Here is a 14475-nt window from a genome sequence, read left to right on the forward strand (position 1 = left end):
CTCAGTCCTCCAGCGACGTGTCCAGCACGCCCGCAATCGCCTTCTGGTAGGCCGCGAACACGTCGATGCGGCCGTTGCCGATCATCGCGTTGGGCCACACCGTGGCGGCGGTGCCGCCGCAGGTCTGGTTGACCGGGTTGGTCACGCCGCTGCGCTGGGCTGTCTTGTTCAGCAGCTTCTCCACCGCGGACGGGTTGCCCTTGAGCGTGGGCACGGCCGACATCAGCAGCGCCGCGGCGCCGGCCACGTGGGGCGTGGCCATGCTGGTGCCGCTGAGGTTGGTGTAGGTGCTGGGCGGGTAGGCCGAGTTGACGTTCACGCCGGGCGCTGACACATCCGGCTTGACGCCCTTGCCGGTGACCGGGCCGCGGCTGGAGAAGCTGGCCAGCCGGTCGGCACTGTCGGTGGCGCCGATGGTGTAGGACAGCGGGTAGATCGCTGGCGGCTCGGTGATCGTGCCGCAGCTGGGGCCGGCGTTGGTGGCGGCGGCCACGAACAGGATGCCGCCCTTGACCAGGTTGGTCACCGCGCCCTTGATCTCGTTGCCCACCGTGCAGCCTTCACCGATGGTGCAGCCCCAGGAGTTGCTGATGATGTCCGGTGCCAGGTCCGGGTTGGGGTTCTGGTTGGCCAGGTCGGTGGGCGCCAGCAGCCACTGCATGCACTCGATGTAGGTGGCCGGCGTGCCGTTGCCGGCGTTCATGTTGCGGCAGCCGATCCACTTGGCGCCCGGCGCCACGCCGATCTGGTGGGTGGCGTGGTCGTCGCCGGCGAAGGTGCCGGCGGTGTGGGTGCCGTGGCCGTTGTCGTCGCAGGGCGCGGGTGAGTTGGCGGGGCAGCTGCCGTTGGCCACGTGGATCGCGTCATGCCAGCTGTAGTTGTGGTCGGCGGTGCTGCCGTTCCAGCCGCGGTACTGCGGCTTGAGCGCCGGGTGGTCCCAGCGGTAGCCGGTGTCCTGGCCGGCGATCACCACGCCCTGGCCGGTGATGCCCTGGGCCCACACCAGCGGCGCGCGGATCTTGTCGACGCCCCAGGCCACGGTGGACACGCTCTCGACCTGCGCCGGCTGCCCGGTGGGGCGGGGCAGGGCCACGGCGATCGTCGGGTTGGGATCGATGCGGGCCACCTCATCGCGCTCGGCCAGTGCCGCCAGCTCACTGGCGTTGAGCCGGGCGTGGACGATGTTGGCGATCCAGAAGGGCTGGTAGGCGATCTGGCGGGCATCCATCCAGGCGCGCAGGCCGCGCTGCTGCTCGTCGGCGCGCGCCACCAGCGCGGCCACCAGTGCGCGCCGCCGCGCCTTGTAGTCGGCGTCGGCTGGCAGGGTCGCGGTGGCAGGCGTGCGCTGGTCCTTCAGCACGATCAGCGCCTCGGCGCGGCCCTGGCGCTGCGCGGCGGCGGCCAGATCGGGGTGGACCTGACCGGCCCAGGTGCTGCCGCCCACCAGGGCGAAGCTGCTCAGAACCAGCGCGCTGGCGCGCTGCAGCGGGAGTCGGAAAGCCATGGGAACTCCAGAAGTGGTGGGCGAGGTGACGCCGACGCGGCCGATGGTAGGGCCGACCTGGGCGGCGCCGAACGGCAGCGGGCGGTGTCTCCCTAGAACCCGAGCGCCGCGGGCGTGCCTGTGGCTTGGCCTGGATCAATCTAGGGATGCGGGTAAACCCTAGTTCTCTGTCACAATGCTGACGACAGGCCGCCATCGAGATGAGCCGTGGAGACCGTTGTACCACCCACGATGGAAAGGCCCACCATGCCCCGCATCAGCTTCCTGCTGGCCAGCCTCACCCTGCTGACCACCAGCGCCCTCGCTGCCGACCCGGCCGCGCCCGCCCACGCCAACGCCGATCACCCCGCCGTGGCCCAGCAGCGCCTGGCCGCCCACGCCAGCATCGACCCCAACACCTTCCTGGTCCAGCCGCCCGCCAGCGTGCACTGGACCGCGGCCCCCGCGGCCACCCAGCATGCCGGTGGCGCGCACCCGGCGGTGATCGTCGCCGCGCGCACCGCGGCCGGCATCGACCCGAACACCTTCCTGGTCCAGCCGCCGGCCACCACCGCCTGGACCGCACCGGCCCCGACGCTGCGACTGGCCGACGCCACGCGCTGAGCCAACCCACCGCGGTGGCCCGCGGTCCCGCGGCCTGTCATGATGCCGCTATGACACGCCATGCCTTGGACCGCGGAGCCGGCCGATGAACGACGCCCCCTGGGTGCTGTACGGCGCGCCGGGCTCGGGCTCGGACGCGGTCGTCATGGCCCTGCGCGCCTGCGGCCTGCGCCACCGCCTGGTGCTGGCGGCCACCTGGGAGCCCGGCGAGGGCCTGGACGCCCTGCGGCGCATCAACCCGCTGGGGCAGGTCCCGACCCTGCAGTTGCCCGATGGCACGGTGCTGAGCGAAAGCGCCGCCATCCTGATCCACCTGGGCCTGCAATTCCCCGCTGCCGGGCTGCTGCCCGCTGATCCTGGCCGCCGCGCCCAGACCCTGCGCGGCCTGGTCTTCATCGCCGCCAACTGCTACCCGGCGGTCAGCATCAGCGACTACCCCGAGCGCTGGACCACCGCCACCAGCGTCAGCGCCCAGGCGAAGGTACGTGCCGCCGCGCGGGCACAACTGCACCGCGCCTGGGACATCTTCGCCGAGCAGTTCAGCGCGCTGCTGGACGAGGAGCCACCCGGTGCGCTGGCGATGCTGGCGGTGGTGGTCTCGCGCTGGTCGGGCACGCGGGCGCACCTGAAGCGGACCCGACCCGCGATGCATCAGGCGCTGACGGCCCTGGCCGAGCACCCCAGACTGCAACTGCCCTGACCGGCGTGCTGGTAGAGTGGGTTCACGCGCGATGCAGCGTCAGCGTGCGCAAGGGGAGAAAACAACATGAGAACCAGGACGGCCCTGCTGGCCGTGGCGCTACTGGCATTGCAGGCCTGTGGCGGTGGTGGCCGCGAGCCCACCGACGGTGGCTGCCTGAATCTCTATCTGGAACCGATCGTGCTGCTGGACCGCGTGAGCGTGGAAGGCGAGACCGGCACCATCAGCCGCGTCGTGATCGCCGATGTGCAACTCGACGGTCAACCGGTGTCACTGCAGCAGATCGCGGTGAGCTCGGGCATCGAGGAGACCGCGCAAGGCCTGGTGTGCAACCTGCCTTGCGGCCTGGGGAACACCGAAGGCACCTACACCCTCCAGCTCACCGCGTCGGGCTTCGCGCCACGCGCGGTGACAGTGACCGCGCGCTACGCGGTCTTCCAGGGCGGGTGCCCCTCGTCCAACGACGGTGGGACCCACGTCAGCGCGGTGATGAAACGTCTGTGATGACCACTGGGCGCTGGCACCGCGCTGTCAGACCACGCTCGCCACGCTGCCCCAGCAGCTCCACCTCACAACAGTCCGCCTGATGACACCTTGCTGGATGACCCGTACCGCTGCGGCGCTGCTGAGCACGCTGCTGCTGATCGCCACGCCCGCGCCGGCCGCCGACCAGGGCGCCGCTGACGCGCTGGCCCAGGCCAAGTCCGAGATCGACACCTACTACGGTGATGTCCAGCACCTGAACCGGGCCGCGCCCTTGCTGCTCAAGGCCTTGTCGGCGGAGCCCGGCAACGCGGCCATCTATGTGCAGGCGGCGCGCCTGACCATCAAGGGCGGCCATGTGGTGGCCAGCCAGTTCAAGCCCGGCACGGTCGAGGCCTACAACGAGCTGATCGACAAGGCGCTGGCGCTGGACCCGGCCCTCCAGAAGGCCCACATCCTGAAGGCCGAGGTGCACGACATCCGCAGACAGTACGAGCAGGAGCGGCTGTCGCTGGAACGGGCCCGCGCGCTGGGCGAGTCGGACCCCTGGCTGTGGGTAGGCTACGCGCGCTACTACCTGAAGATGGGCCAGTCCAACCAGGCCTTCAGCACCTACCTGCGGGTGATGCGCATGGGCCCGGGCCAGGGCCCTGAGGAGCGCAACGCCTACGTGGGCGCGCTCAACGAACTGGCCGGCTTCACGCTGCGGCCGGAAGACGGCGTGACCCTGCAGGACCTGGGCCGCAGGGTGCGCGAGGCGCGGCATCCGCAGGACGCCTGGGCCCTGGGCAACTTCGCCGAACAGGTGCTGTGGCGCGGGATGTTCGACGAGGCGATCGACTTCTCGCGCGAGGCGCTGAAGACCAGGGACTACGGCGCCGCCCGCCTGACCCTGGCGGCGGCGCTGTATGGCAAGGCCGCCGACCAGATCCTGCTGAAGCAGGAATCAGGCGTCCAGGCCCTGCTGGACGAGGCAGCCGCGCTGGGCGTCAGCCGGCAGCGCATCCTGCAACACCTGGCCGAGGACACACCCGAGGCGCGCCGGCGCGCGCCGGTCCTCGAGCGGATCGTCCGTTAGCCGGGGGCGGGTGCGGCGCTTACTCGTGCCGCAGCGCCTCGATCGGATCCAGCCGCGCCGCCCGCCGCGCCGGGAAGTAGCCGAAGACCACCCCGATCAGCGCCGAGAAGGCGAAGGCCAGCAGGTTCACGCCGGGGTTGAACAGGAAGGGCACCTGCATCAGGCCGGCCAGGGCCACCGACGCGGCGTTGGCCAGCACAATGCCCACCAGGCCGCCCAGTGAGGACAGCACGACGGCCTCAACCAGGAACTGCAGCAGCACCTCGCGCTCCAGCGCGCCGATGGCCAGGCGCACGCCGATCTCGCGGGTGCGCTCGGTCACGCTGACCAGCATGATGTTCATGATGCCGATGCCGCCGACCAGCAGGCTCACCGCGGCCACCGCGCCCAGCAGCGAGGTCATCAGCTGCGTGGTGCCGCTCAGCGTCTGGGCGATCTGGGCGGTGTCCAGCACGTTGAAGTTGTCGTCCTGGCCGTCGGCCAGCTTGCGGCGCTCGCGCAGCACGCGGGTGAGGGCCGCGGTGACCTGGCTGGCGTCGGCGCCATCGGCCATTGACACCAGCAGGGTGTTGATGCGGGTCGAGCCGGTGACGCGGCGCAGCGCGGTGCGCAGCGGCACGATGATCGTGTCGTCCTGGTCCTGGCCCATGGCCGCCTGGCCCTTGGCGGCCAGCGTGCCGATGATCTCGCAGGAGAAGGTCTTGACGCGGATGCGCTGGCCGATGACCTCGGCCTCGGCGCCAAACAGCTCGCGCCGCACCGTGGCGCCGACCAGGCACACCGCGGCGCCGGCAGCCTGTTCATCGGCGCTGAACACGCGGCCGCTGGCCAGGGTCCAGTTGGCGGCGGTGAAGTAGGCATTGGTGCTGCCGGTGACGGTGCTCGACCAGTTCTTGCCGTTGGCCACCACGGTGACGCCGCTGCGCACCTCGGGCGCCACCGCCTTGAGACCGCCCACCTGGCTGGCGATGGCCTCGACGTCGGCCTCCTTGAAGGCCGGTGCGCCCGCGGTGTTGGGCCCGAAGGCCAGGCGCTGCCCGGGGCGCACCTGCAGCAGGTTGGAGCCCAGGCTGCTGATCTGCTGGCGCACCGCCTGCGTGGCGCCATTGCCCAGCGTGACCATGGTGATGACCGCGGCCACGCCGATGACGATGCCCAGCACGGTCAGGAAGCTGCGCAGCAGGTTGCGGCGAATCGCCCGCAGCGCCAGGAACAGGGTATTGGCCCACATCAGACGGGCTCCTCCTGCAGGCGCTCGTCGCGCTCGACCCGGCCGTCGCGGAAGTGCACGATGCGCCGCGCGAACGCCGCCATCTCGGGCTCGTGGGTGACCATCAGCACGGTGATGCCCTGCTCATGGTTGAGGCGCTGCAGCAGTTGCATGATCTCGCGGCTGCGCTCGGTGTCGAGGTTGCCAGTGGGCTCATCGGCCAGCAGCACGGTCGGGCGGGTGACGATGGCGCGGGCGATCGCCACGCGCTGCTGCTGTCCGCCGGAGAGCTCGGCCGGCGTGTGGTCGGCCCAGTCGGTCAGGCCCACCTCGGCCAGCGCCGCCATCGAGGCGGCACGGCGCGCGGCGCGGTTCTCGCCGCGGTAGACCAGCGGCAGCTCGACGTTCTCCAGCGCCGAGGTGCGCGCCAGCAGGTTGAAGCCCTGGAACACGAAGCCCAGGTGCCGCCGGCGCAGGCGCGCGCGCGCATCGCGGTCCAGGCGCTGCACCGCGATGCCGTCGAACAGGTACTCGCCCGCCGTGGGCGTGTCCAGGCAGCCCAGCAGGTTCATCACCGTGGACTTGCCGGAGCCGCTGGGCCCCATGACGGCGACGAACTCGCCGGCCGCGATGTCCAGGTCGATGCCCTTGAGAGCCTGGAAGGCCACCGCGCCCTGGCCGTAGGTCTTGGTCACGCCGCGCAGGCGGATCAACGCGCCGTCGCTCATTTCGCCGGCGTGCTGCGCTGCTGGGTGATGACTTCCAGGCCTTCCTTCAGGCCCTCGCCGCTGACCTCGGTGACGCGGCCGTTGGACAGGCCCACCGTCACCGGCAGGGGCACCGGCGTGCCGTCCTGCAGCACCCACACCTGGCGTGGCTGGCCGGCGCGGGCGCCGGGGGCGCCGCTGCCGGGCTTGCGCTGGTTCATGCCTGGCGGGCGCGGCATCAGCTGCGCCACGATGCTGCCCCCGCCGGACGGCGCCGCCGGCGCGGCCCCGGCGGCCGCGGGCTGGAAGCCCAGCGCGGTGTTGGGCACCAGCAGCACGCCGGTGCGCTCGGTGGCGGCGATCGTGGCGGTAGCCGTCATGCCCGGGCGCAGGCTCAGGTCGGGGTTGTCCACCTGCAGCTGCGTGGTGTAGGTGACCACGTTGTCGGTGATGGTGGAGCCATAGGCGACGCGGGTGATCGTGGCCGGGTAGCGCCGGCCCGCCCAGGCGCTGACGGTGAACTGCGCCGTCTGGCCCACGCGCACCTGGCCGACATCGGCCTCGTCCACGTTGACCGACAGCAGCAGCTTGGACAGGTCCGGCGCCAGCGTGAACAGCGTGACCGCCTGCAGCGAGGCCGCCACCGCATTGCCGGGCTCGACCGCGCGCGTGAGCACCACGCCGTCGATCGGCGAGCGGATCGAGGCCTTGGCCAGGTTGGTCTCGTCGGTGCGCAGCGTCGCCTGGGCCTGGGTGACGCCGGCGGCCGCGCTGGCCTCGTCGGCGCGCGCCTTGTCCAGCGTGGCGCGGGCGTTGTCCAGCTCGGTGGCGGCGGGCAGCTGGCCGCCGGAGAGGCGCTGCACCTCATCCAGCCGGGCCAGCGAGGCCTTGGCCAGTGCGGCGCTGGCACGCGTCTGCGCCAATGCGGCCTGCGCGGCCTGCAGCGCGGCGCGCGACTTGCCGACCTGGTCGCTGAGCTTGGAGGTGTCCAGGCGCACCAGTACCTGGCCTTTCCTGACGCGGTCGTTGACGTCAACCAGCACCTCGGCGACGGTGCCGCTGAGCTCGCTGCCGATGCTGACCGAGCGCGTGGGCTGCAGCGTGCCGTTGGCGCTGACCGTCAGCGCCACGTTGCCGCGGGTGACCGCTTCGGTCAGGTAATGCGGCGCCTGGGCGGCCTGGCGGTCGGCGCGCCACCACAGGCCCAGCGCGGCGGCCGCGGCCAGGCCGGCGAGGGCCAGCCAGGGGCCGGGCCGGCGCCAGAGCGGGCGGCGATCGCCCTGCAGCCAGTCGGGGAGGGTGTCGGGGGAATCGGGCATGGTGTCGGTTCTCAGCGGTCGGCGCGGGCAGGGGCATCCCAGCCGCCCCCCAGCGCCTTCCAGGTGCGGATCAGGTTCGAGGCCTGGTCGGCGCGCGCCGTGACCCAGGCCAGTTCGCTGCTCAGCGCGGTGCGCTGGGCATCGAGCAGCGCGGCGGTGTCGATCAGGCCCGCCTGGCGACGCACCTGGCTCAGGCGCATCGCCTGCAGCGCGGCCTCGCTGGCGCGCCGCAGTGCGGTCTGGCGATCGGTCGCGCCCTGGAGCGCGGCCAGGCTGTCCTCGACGTCCTTGAGCGCGGCCAGCAGCGCCGCGTCATAGGCGGCGCGGGCGGCGTCCAGGGCAGCGTCCTGCTGCTCGAGCTGCGCGGCCTGGCGGCCGCCGTCCAGCAGCGGCCAGTTCACCGAGGCCGCCAATGTGGCCAGCGCAGCACCCGGCTGGCCCAGGCCGGCCAACGTGGCCGCCTGCAGGCCCAGCGAGCCATTGAGTGTCAGGCCGGGCCAGGCGGCCCGCTCGGCCTGCCGGCGGCGCAGCCAGGCGGCCTGGACCGACGACTCGGCGGCATGCAGGTCGGGCCGGCGGCGCAGCAGGTCGGCGGGCAGGCCGGTGGCCAGGCCAGCCAGGGCCTGGTCCAGTCCTGGCAGGCCGTCGGCGCTGTCGTCCGGCAGCGTGGCGGCCGCGGGTGGGTCGCCCGCGAGCACGGCCAACGCATGGCGGTCCTGGGTGACCTGCGCGTTCAGGGCCAGCAGGCTGGCGCGGGTGCTTTCCAGCGTCTGCACCACCTGCTGCAGATCCAGCGCGCTGGCCAGGCCGGCCTGGACGTTCCAGCGCGTCAGGTCTTGCGTTTCTTCCAGGCTGCGCAGGCTCTGGCGGGTGATCCGCTGGCGTGTCAGGTCGGCCTGCCACTGGGTCCAGGCCAGGCCCAGTTCGGCCAGCAGCGCCAGGCGGGTGCTGGCCAGGTCGGCCTCGGCCGTGCGCTCGTCGGCACGCGCCGCGGCCACGCTGGCGGCCGTGGCCCCCCACAGGTCGGCCTCCCAGCTGGCGCTGAAGGCCAGCGACAGCGTGTGGCTGCCACCGGCGCCGTCGGTCTGCTGGCCTTGGGCACTGCCGCCCAAGGCCAGACTGGGCCGCGCGGACGCTTCGCTGGCGGCGCGCAGCGCGCGGGCCTGGCGCAGCGCGGCCTGGGCGCTGCGCAGGCTGGTGTTGCGGGTCAGCGCGCGCTCGACCAGCGCATCCAGATCGCGGCTGCCCAAGAGTTGCCACCAGCGCGCTAGCGCGGCGTCGTCGGCCGGGCGGGTCAGGTCGCTGGCGGCCCAGCGGCTGGGCAGGGCCACGGTGGCGTCGGAGGCCGGGGGCGGTGTGCCCACGCTGGCACAGGCGGCGAGGAGCAGGACCGGCGCGCCCAGGGCGGCGCGCAGACATCGGGAGGTGGACAGGGGCATGGGTGGTTCGCGTCGCCGAGGTGCCGGCAGGGCACGGGGTCGACGGGGATCATGCTCGCGGTCCGACGGCACGGCCGTGCGTCCCGTTTGTAAAGTAAATCGGCCACCCGAAGGTGGCCGATCATCAAGCAGCGTGCACGCCGCCGGGGGTCACTGGCTGACGAAGGCGCGCTCGATGACGAAATCGCCTGGCGTGGTGGTGCTGCCTTCCTTCAGGCCGCGGGCTTCCATCATGGTCTTCAGGTCGCGCAGCATCTCGGGGCTGCCGCAGATCATCACCCGGTCCTCGGCGGCGTTGAGCGCCGGCACACCCAGGTCGGCGGCCATCTTGCCGTTTTCGATCAGGTCGGTCACGCGGCCCTGGTTCTGGAAGGGCTCGCGGGTGACGGTGGGGTAGTACTTGAACTGCTTGGTCACCATCTCGCCCAGGAACTCGTGCTGCGGCAGTTTCTTCGTGAGGTAGTCGTGGTAGGCCAGCTCCTTCACCTGGCGCACGCCGTGCACCAGGATGACCTCTTCGAACTTCTCGTAGGTGTCGGGGTCGCGGATGATGCTCAGGAAGGGGGCCATGCCGGTGCCGGTGGACAGCATGTACAGGCGCTTGCCCGGCACCAGGTAGTCGATCAGCAGCGTGCCCGTGGGCTTCTTGCCGACGATGATGCTGTCACCCACCTGGATGTGCTGCAGCCGGCTGGTCAGCGGGCCGTCCTGCACCTTGATGCTGAGGAACTCAAGGTGTTCCTCGTAGTTCGGGCTGACGATGGAATAGGCGCGCAGCAGCGGCTTGCCGTTCACCCGCAGGCCGATCATCGTGAAGTGACCGTTCGAGAAGCGCAGGCCGGTGTCGCGGGTGGTGGTGAAACTGAACAGGCGATCGGTCCAGTGGTGCACGCTCAGGACGCGCTCTTCGTGAAAGGCACTCATGGGGTGGGGCTGAGGAAAAACGGTGGGCTGGCGCCGGCAGTCGCACAGGGCGCAGGCACCGTGCCGCTCGGCAAAAACCCTGTATTGTCGCCGATTGGCGCCACAGCGCTTGCGCTGCGTCAATTCCGCGGCCCATGCACCGCCGTGCGGCGCTCAGTGCTGGTCGCCCACGATGTGCAGGTCAAAGTCCACCAGGTGGCTGGCATCGAGCGGGCCGCGCGTGCCGTCAGTGGTCAACGTGCCCTGCACGGTGCCGCTCCAGGTGACGCCCGGCAGGCCGCGCACGACGCCGCCGGTGGCGATCGGCCGGACGCGGTAGACGGTGCTGCTGCCCGGCGCCAGCGTGGCCACCGTGGCCCAGCGACCGGTGGGGGCGGGCAGGGCGGCGTTGCCGCGCCAGCGGTCGCCGTTGCCGGTGCGCCCCGCGCCCTGGTCATAGGCCACCAGTGTGATCCACCAGGGGTAGCTGCCCAGGTTGATCATGCCGCCGGGCAGACTGCCGCTGGGCTGGGTGCGCACCTGCAGCTTGCGGCCGTCGGCGCTGACGCGCACCGCGTCCAGCCGCCAGGCGTAGGCCGGACCGGTGTTGGACGGGTTGTACGCCAGATCGATCGGCGTGGCGGCGGCCCACAGCGGCACAGCGGCCAGCAGGGCGGTGAACAGACGGCGGGCGAGCAGGCGCATCAAAGGTCTCCCTGGGGTGGAGACCTGATCGTGGCGTGCCAGCGTGACGGCCGCCTTAAGGCCGCAGGCTCAACGCCCCAGCCAGTCGGCCAGCACCTGGGCCTGGTGCTCGCCCAGCGTGGGCGGCGCCTGCCGGTAGCTGACCGGCGAGGCCGACAGCCGGATCGGGTTGGCCACGCCAGGCACGCTGCCAAACGCCGGGTGCGGCAGGTCGATCTTCAGGCCGCGGGCGATGACCTGCGGGTCGGCGAACACCTCGGCCAGGCGGTTGATCGGGCCACAGGGCACGGCCTGCGACTCCAGCAGTGCGATCCACTCGGCGGTGGTCTTCATCACCGTGGCCTGGCGCAGCAGCGGAATCAGCACCGCGCGGTTCGTCACCCGCGCCGGGTTGGTGGCGAAGCGCTCGTCGGCCGACCATTCCGGATGACCGGCGGCGGCGCAGAAGCGGGCGAACTGGCCGTCGTTGCCGATCGCCAGGATCATGTCGCCGTCGGCGGTGGGAAAGTCCTGGTAGGGCACGATGGTGGGGTGCGCATTGCCCATGCGGCGCGGCGAAGCGCCGGTGGTCAGGTAGCTGGCTGCCTGGTTGGCCAGTGCGGCCACCTGCACGTCCAGCAGCGCCAGGTCGATCTGCTGGCCTTCACCCGTGGCGTGGCGGTGGTTCAGCGCCGCCAGCACGGCGATGGTGGCGTACAGCCCGGTCATGATGTCGACCAGCGCCACGCCCACCTTCTGCGGCCCCGCGCCGTCTTCCCCATCGGGGCGGCCGGTCAGGCTCATCAGTCCGCCCAGGCCCTGGATCAGGAAGTCGTAGCCGGCGCGTGGCGCATACGGCCCGGTCTGGCCGAAGCCGGTGATCGAGCAGTAGATCAGACGCGGATTCAGCGCCTGAAGGCTGGCGTAGTCCAGGCCATAGGGCGCCAGGCCGCCGACCTTGAAATTCTCCAGCACCACATCGGCCTGCGTGGCCAACTCGCGCAGCAGCGCCTGGCCCTCGGGCGTGGCCATGTCCACCGCGATGCTGCGCTTGTTGCGGTTGGCGCACTGGAAGTAGGCGGCCTGGCGGCTGTCGGCGCCGTTGGCGTCCTTCACCCAGGGCGGGCCCCAGGCGCGGGTGTCGTCACCGGCGCCGGGGCGTTCGACCTTGACCACATCGGCGCCCAGGTCGCCCAGCAACTGGCCGGCCCAGGGGCCCGCCAGCACCCGCGACAGATCCAGGACCTTCAGGCCCGCCAATGCACCGGTGTTCATGTCGTCAGAACGCCGCGATGCCCGTCATGGCCCGACCCAGGATCAGTGCGTGGATGTCGTGCGTACCCTCGTAGGTGTTGACCACCTCCAGGTTCACCAGGTGACGGGCGATGCCGAATTCATCCGAGATGCCATTGCCACCCAGCATGTCGCGCGCCACGCGGGCGATGTCCAGCGCCTTGCCGCAGCTGTTGCGCTTCATGATCGAGGTGATCTCGACCGAGGCCGTGCCGTCGTCCTTCATGCGGCCCAGGCGCAGGCAGCCCTGCAGGCCCAGCGTGATCTCGGTCTGCATGTCGGCCAGCTTCTTCTGCACCAGCTGGTTGGCGGCCAGCGGCTTGCCGAACTGCTTGCGGTCCAGGGTGTACTGCAGGGCCGTGTGCCAGCAGAACTCGGCCGCGCCCAGCGCACCCCAGGCGATGCCGTAGCGGGCGCTGTTCAGGCAGGTGAACGGGCCCTTCAGGCCACGCACCTCGGGGAAAGCGTTCTCCTCGGGGCAGAAGACCTTGTCCATGACGATCTCGCCGGTGATGCTGGCGCGCAGGCCCACCTTGCCGTGGATTGCCGGCGCGCTCAGCCCCTTCCAGCCCTTTTCCAGCACGAAGCCGCGGATCTGGCCTTCATCGTCCTTGGCCCACACCACGAACACGTCGGCGATGGGGCTGTTGGTGATCCACATCTTGGCGCCAGTCAGCTCATAGCCGCCGTCCACCTTGCGGGCGCGGGTGACCATGCTGCCGGGGTCGGAGCCGTGGTCGGGCTCGGTCAGGCCGAAGCAGCCGATCCATTCCCCGGTGGCCAGCTTGGGCAGGTACTTGCGCTTGGTGGCCTCGTTGCCGAACTCGTTGATCGGCACCATCACCAGCGAGGACTGCACGCTCATCATCGAGCGGTAGCCCGAATCGACGCGCTCCACCTCGCGCGCCACCAGGCCGTAGCAGACATAGTTCAGGCCGGCGCCGCCGTAGGCCTCGGGGATGGTCGGGCCCAGCAGGCCCAGCTCGCCCATCTCGCGGAAGATGGCCACGTCGGTCTGCTCGTTGCGGAAGGCCTGCAGCACGCGCGGGGCCAGGCGGTCTTGGCAGTAGGCGCGGGCGGCGTCACGCACGGCGCGCTCGTCCTCGGTCAGCTGGCTGTCCAGCAGCAGCGGGTCGTCCCATTGAAAGCGGGCTTTGGCGGCGGTGGCGTTCATGCGCAGGTCTCCACGGTTCGGTGTTCAATCATGGCATCGTAGACGCTGACACCGACGGGTGACAACCGACAATATTGCATTCCAATGTGCAGGAATGGAATTCCGGACCGACCCTCAAGCTGGGGGGATGGTACCGACCGCCCTGCGCTAGCATCCTTGCAGGGCCTGCGACGCAGGCCGGATCACACCCCCAAGGAGGACACACCGCATGTCACACCCTTCCCCGCGGATGCCATGGCGCACCGCACTCGTGTTTTCGGGCCTGCTGCTGGGCATGTCGGCCTGCCAGTCCGGCGCCGCCCTGCCGGACGATGTGCGCGACTTTGTCGCGCGGCGTGAGCAGTGCGACCACTTCCGCGGCGAGGAAACCGACAATGAGAAGCGGCAGGCCTTTCTGGATGAGCAACTGAAGAAGTACTGCACCGGCACCGACGCGCAACTGGCCCAGCTGAAGAAGAAGTACGCCGGCCAGTCCGCCGCGACCAAGGCGCTGTCGCGCTTCGATCCACGCATCGAGTAAGGGGCAGCAACATGGCAAGCCTGAGTGGATCGGTGGGCAAGGGCGGCGCGAACGCCGCCGCCGATGTGAAACTGGTGCAACAGAAGCTCAAGACCTTCGCTGCCATGCCTGACGGCAAGAGCTTCGATGTCAAGGTGGACGGCAAGAACACCAAGTCGCTGGAGGACGCGATCGCCGAGTTCCAGAAGCGGGTGGTGGGCATGAGCCGCGGCGACGGGCTGGTGGAGCCGGGCGGCAAGACCTGGCGGGCCTTGAACGGCCCGGTGCCGGCGCCGCCGCCGGCGCCCAAGGCGGCTGACCCGAAGAAGCTCAGCGGCGCGTCCTGGTGGCGTGCCAACCAGGCCAAGTTCCCGAACAGTGACAAGGTGGGTGACCTGGCCGGCTCGTTCCAGTCCAACGTCAAGGCCTTCCTGAAGGCGCTCGAGGCCGCGGGCGCCAGCGTGGACGTGGCGTCCACCTTGCGCAACAAGGAACGGGCCTTTCTGATGCACTACTCGTGGGAGGTGTCGCGCGGCAACGTGAAGCCCGCGAAGGTGCCGGCGAACTCGGCGCTCGACATCGTCTGGGACCACGGCGACGACAAGGCCTCGGTGCAAGGGGCCAAGGAGATGGCCGACCTGTTCAAGCTGAAGTTCAAGCCGTCGCTGACCTCTCGCCACATCGAGGGCAAGGCGATCGACATGAGCATCTCCTGGAGCGGCACGCTGAAGATCGCCGACAAGAAGGGCAAGACGGTGGAGATCGGCTCGCCCACCAACGGCGAGTCGAACAAGGAACTGCACAAGCTGGGTGCCACCTACGGCGTGGTCAAGCACCCGACCGATCCGCCGCACTGGTCCACCGACGGACGCTGAAGCG

General features: G+C 70.8%; 15 protein-coding genes. 6 read left to right on the top strand and 9 right to left on the bottom strand.

Annotation, left to right across the window (positions count from 1 at the left end):
* Nucleotide 1: 1 nt before the first annotated feature.
* The gene (locus KAK07_RS09905; protein WP_210860540.1) at nucleotides 2-1504 is read right to left on the bottom strand and encodes a S8 family serine peptidase; all 1503 of its coding nucleotides are present in this window, start codon (nucleotides 1502-1504) and stop codon (nucleotides 2-4) included.
* 246 nt (nucleotides 1505-1750) lie between these two features.
* On the opposite strand from KAK07_RS09905, the gene KAK07_RS09910 reads away from it, so the two are divergent.
* From KAK07_RS09910 to KAK07_RS09925, 4 genes are all read left to right on the top strand, one after another.
* Nucleotides 1751-2107 (top strand): hypothetical protein, encoded by a 357-nt coding sequence (locus tag KAK07_RS09910; protein ID WP_210855474.1) that lies wholly within the window; start codon nucleotides 1751-1753, stop codon nucleotides 2105-2107.
* Nucleotides 2108-2192: 85 nt separating this feature from the next.
* Nucleotides 2193-2807 (top strand): glutathione S-transferase family protein, encoded by a 615-nt coding sequence (locus KAK07_RS09915; protein ID WP_210860541.1) that lies wholly within the window; start codon nucleotides 2193-2195, stop codon nucleotides 2805-2807.
* Nucleotides 2808-2873: 66 nt separating this feature from the next.
* Nucleotides 2874-3311 (top strand): hypothetical protein, encoded by a 438-nt coding sequence (locus tag KAK07_RS09920; protein ID WP_210855479.1) that lies wholly within the window; start codon nucleotides 2874-2876, stop codon nucleotides 3309-3311.
* A gap of 97 nt (nucleotides 3312-3408) precedes the next feature.
* On the top strand, nucleotides 3409-4368 hold the full coding sequence (locus KAK07_RS09925) for a tetratricopeptide repeat protein (protein WP_210855481.1): 960 nt from the start codon (nucleotides 3409-3411) through the stop codon (nucleotides 4366-4368).
* Nucleotides 4369-4387: 19 nt separating this feature from the next.
* Here KAK07_RS09925 and KAK07_RS09930 read toward each other — a convergent pair whose 3' ends face one another.
* The 8 genes from KAK07_RS09930 to KAK07_RS09965 all read right to left on the bottom strand — a co-directional run bounded on the left by KAK07_RS09930 (nucleotide 4388) and on the right by KAK07_RS09965 (nucleotide 13097).
* Nucleotides 4388-5599 (bottom strand): ABC transporter permease, encoded by a 1212-nt coding sequence (locus KAK07_RS09930; protein WP_210855483.1) that lies wholly within the window; start codon nucleotides 5597-5599, stop codon nucleotides 4388-4390.
* Entirely contained in the window at nucleotides 5599-6306 is a 708-nt protein-coding gene (locus tag KAK07_RS09935; RefSeq protein WP_210855485.1) for an ABC transporter ATP-binding protein, read from the bottom strand. The genes KAK07_RS09930 and KAK07_RS09935 overlap by 1 nt, the downstream gene beginning before the upstream one ends.
* Complete coding sequence (locus tag KAK07_RS09940) at nucleotides 6303-7604, bottom strand: efflux RND transporter periplasmic adaptor subunit (protein ID WP_210860542.1); 1302 nt, start codon at nucleotides 7602-7604, stop codon at nucleotides 6303-6305. Before KAK07_RS09940 ends, KAK07_RS09935 begins: the two co-directional genes overlap by 4 nt.
* Before the next feature lie 11 nt (nucleotides 7605-7615).
* Nucleotides 7616-9043 carry an efflux transporter outer membrane subunit gene (locus tag KAK07_RS09945; RefSeq protein WP_210860543.1) on the bottom strand — a complete coding sequence of 476 codons (1428 nt, stop codon included), beginning with the start codon at nucleotides 9041-9043 and terminating at the stop codon, nucleotides 7616-7618.
* Between the two features lie 150 nt (nucleotides 9044-9193).
* Nucleotides 9194-9967 carry a ferredoxin--NADP reductase gene (locus KAK07_RS09950; RefSeq protein ID WP_210860545.1) on the bottom strand — a complete coding sequence of 258 codons (774 nt, stop codon included), beginning with the start codon at nucleotides 9965-9967 and terminating at the stop codon, nucleotides 9194-9196.
* 153 nt (nucleotides 9968-10120) lie between these two features.
* Complete coding sequence (locus KAK07_RS09955; RefSeq protein ID WP_210860547.1) at nucleotides 10121-10651, bottom strand: hypothetical protein; 531 nt, start codon at nucleotides 10649-10651, stop codon at nucleotides 10121-10123.
* Nucleotides 10652-10720: 69 nt separating this feature from the next.
* Nucleotides 10721-11905 (bottom strand): CaiB/BaiF CoA transferase family protein, encoded by a 1185-nt coding sequence (locus KAK07_RS09960; protein WP_210860549.1) that lies wholly within the window; start codon nucleotides 11903-11905, stop codon nucleotides 10721-10723.
* 4 nt (nucleotides 11906-11909) lie between these two features.
* On the bottom strand, nucleotides 11910-13097 hold the full coding sequence (locus KAK07_RS09965; protein WP_210860550.1) for an acyl-CoA dehydrogenase: 1188 nt from the start codon (nucleotides 13095-13097) through the stop codon (nucleotides 11910-11912).
* Nucleotides 13098-13326: 229 nt separating this feature from the next.
* Here KAK07_RS09965 and KAK07_RS09970 point away from each other — a divergent pair, with 229 nt between their 5' ends.
* Both KAK07_RS09970 and KAK07_RS09975 read left to right on the top strand, forming a co-directional pair.
* On the top strand, nucleotides 13327-13617 hold the full coding sequence (locus tag KAK07_RS09970) for a hypothetical protein (protein ID WP_210855500.1): 291 nt from the start codon (nucleotides 13327-13329) through the stop codon (nucleotides 13615-13617).
* A gap of 11 nt (nucleotides 13618-13628) precedes the next feature.
* A complete protein-coding gene (locus tag KAK07_RS09975) occupies nucleotides 13629-14471 on the top strand; it encodes a peptidoglycan-binding domain-containing protein (RefSeq protein ID WP_210855502.1) in 843 nt (280 codons plus the stop codon).
* Nucleotides 14472-14475: the final 4 nt, after the last annotated feature.

Origin of the sequence: Ideonella alba, assembly GCF_018069875.1 — a bacterium.
GTDB classification, from domain to species: domain Bacteria; phylum Pseudomonadota; class Gammaproteobacteria; order Burkholderiales; family Burkholderiaceae_C; genus Ideonella; species Ideonella alba.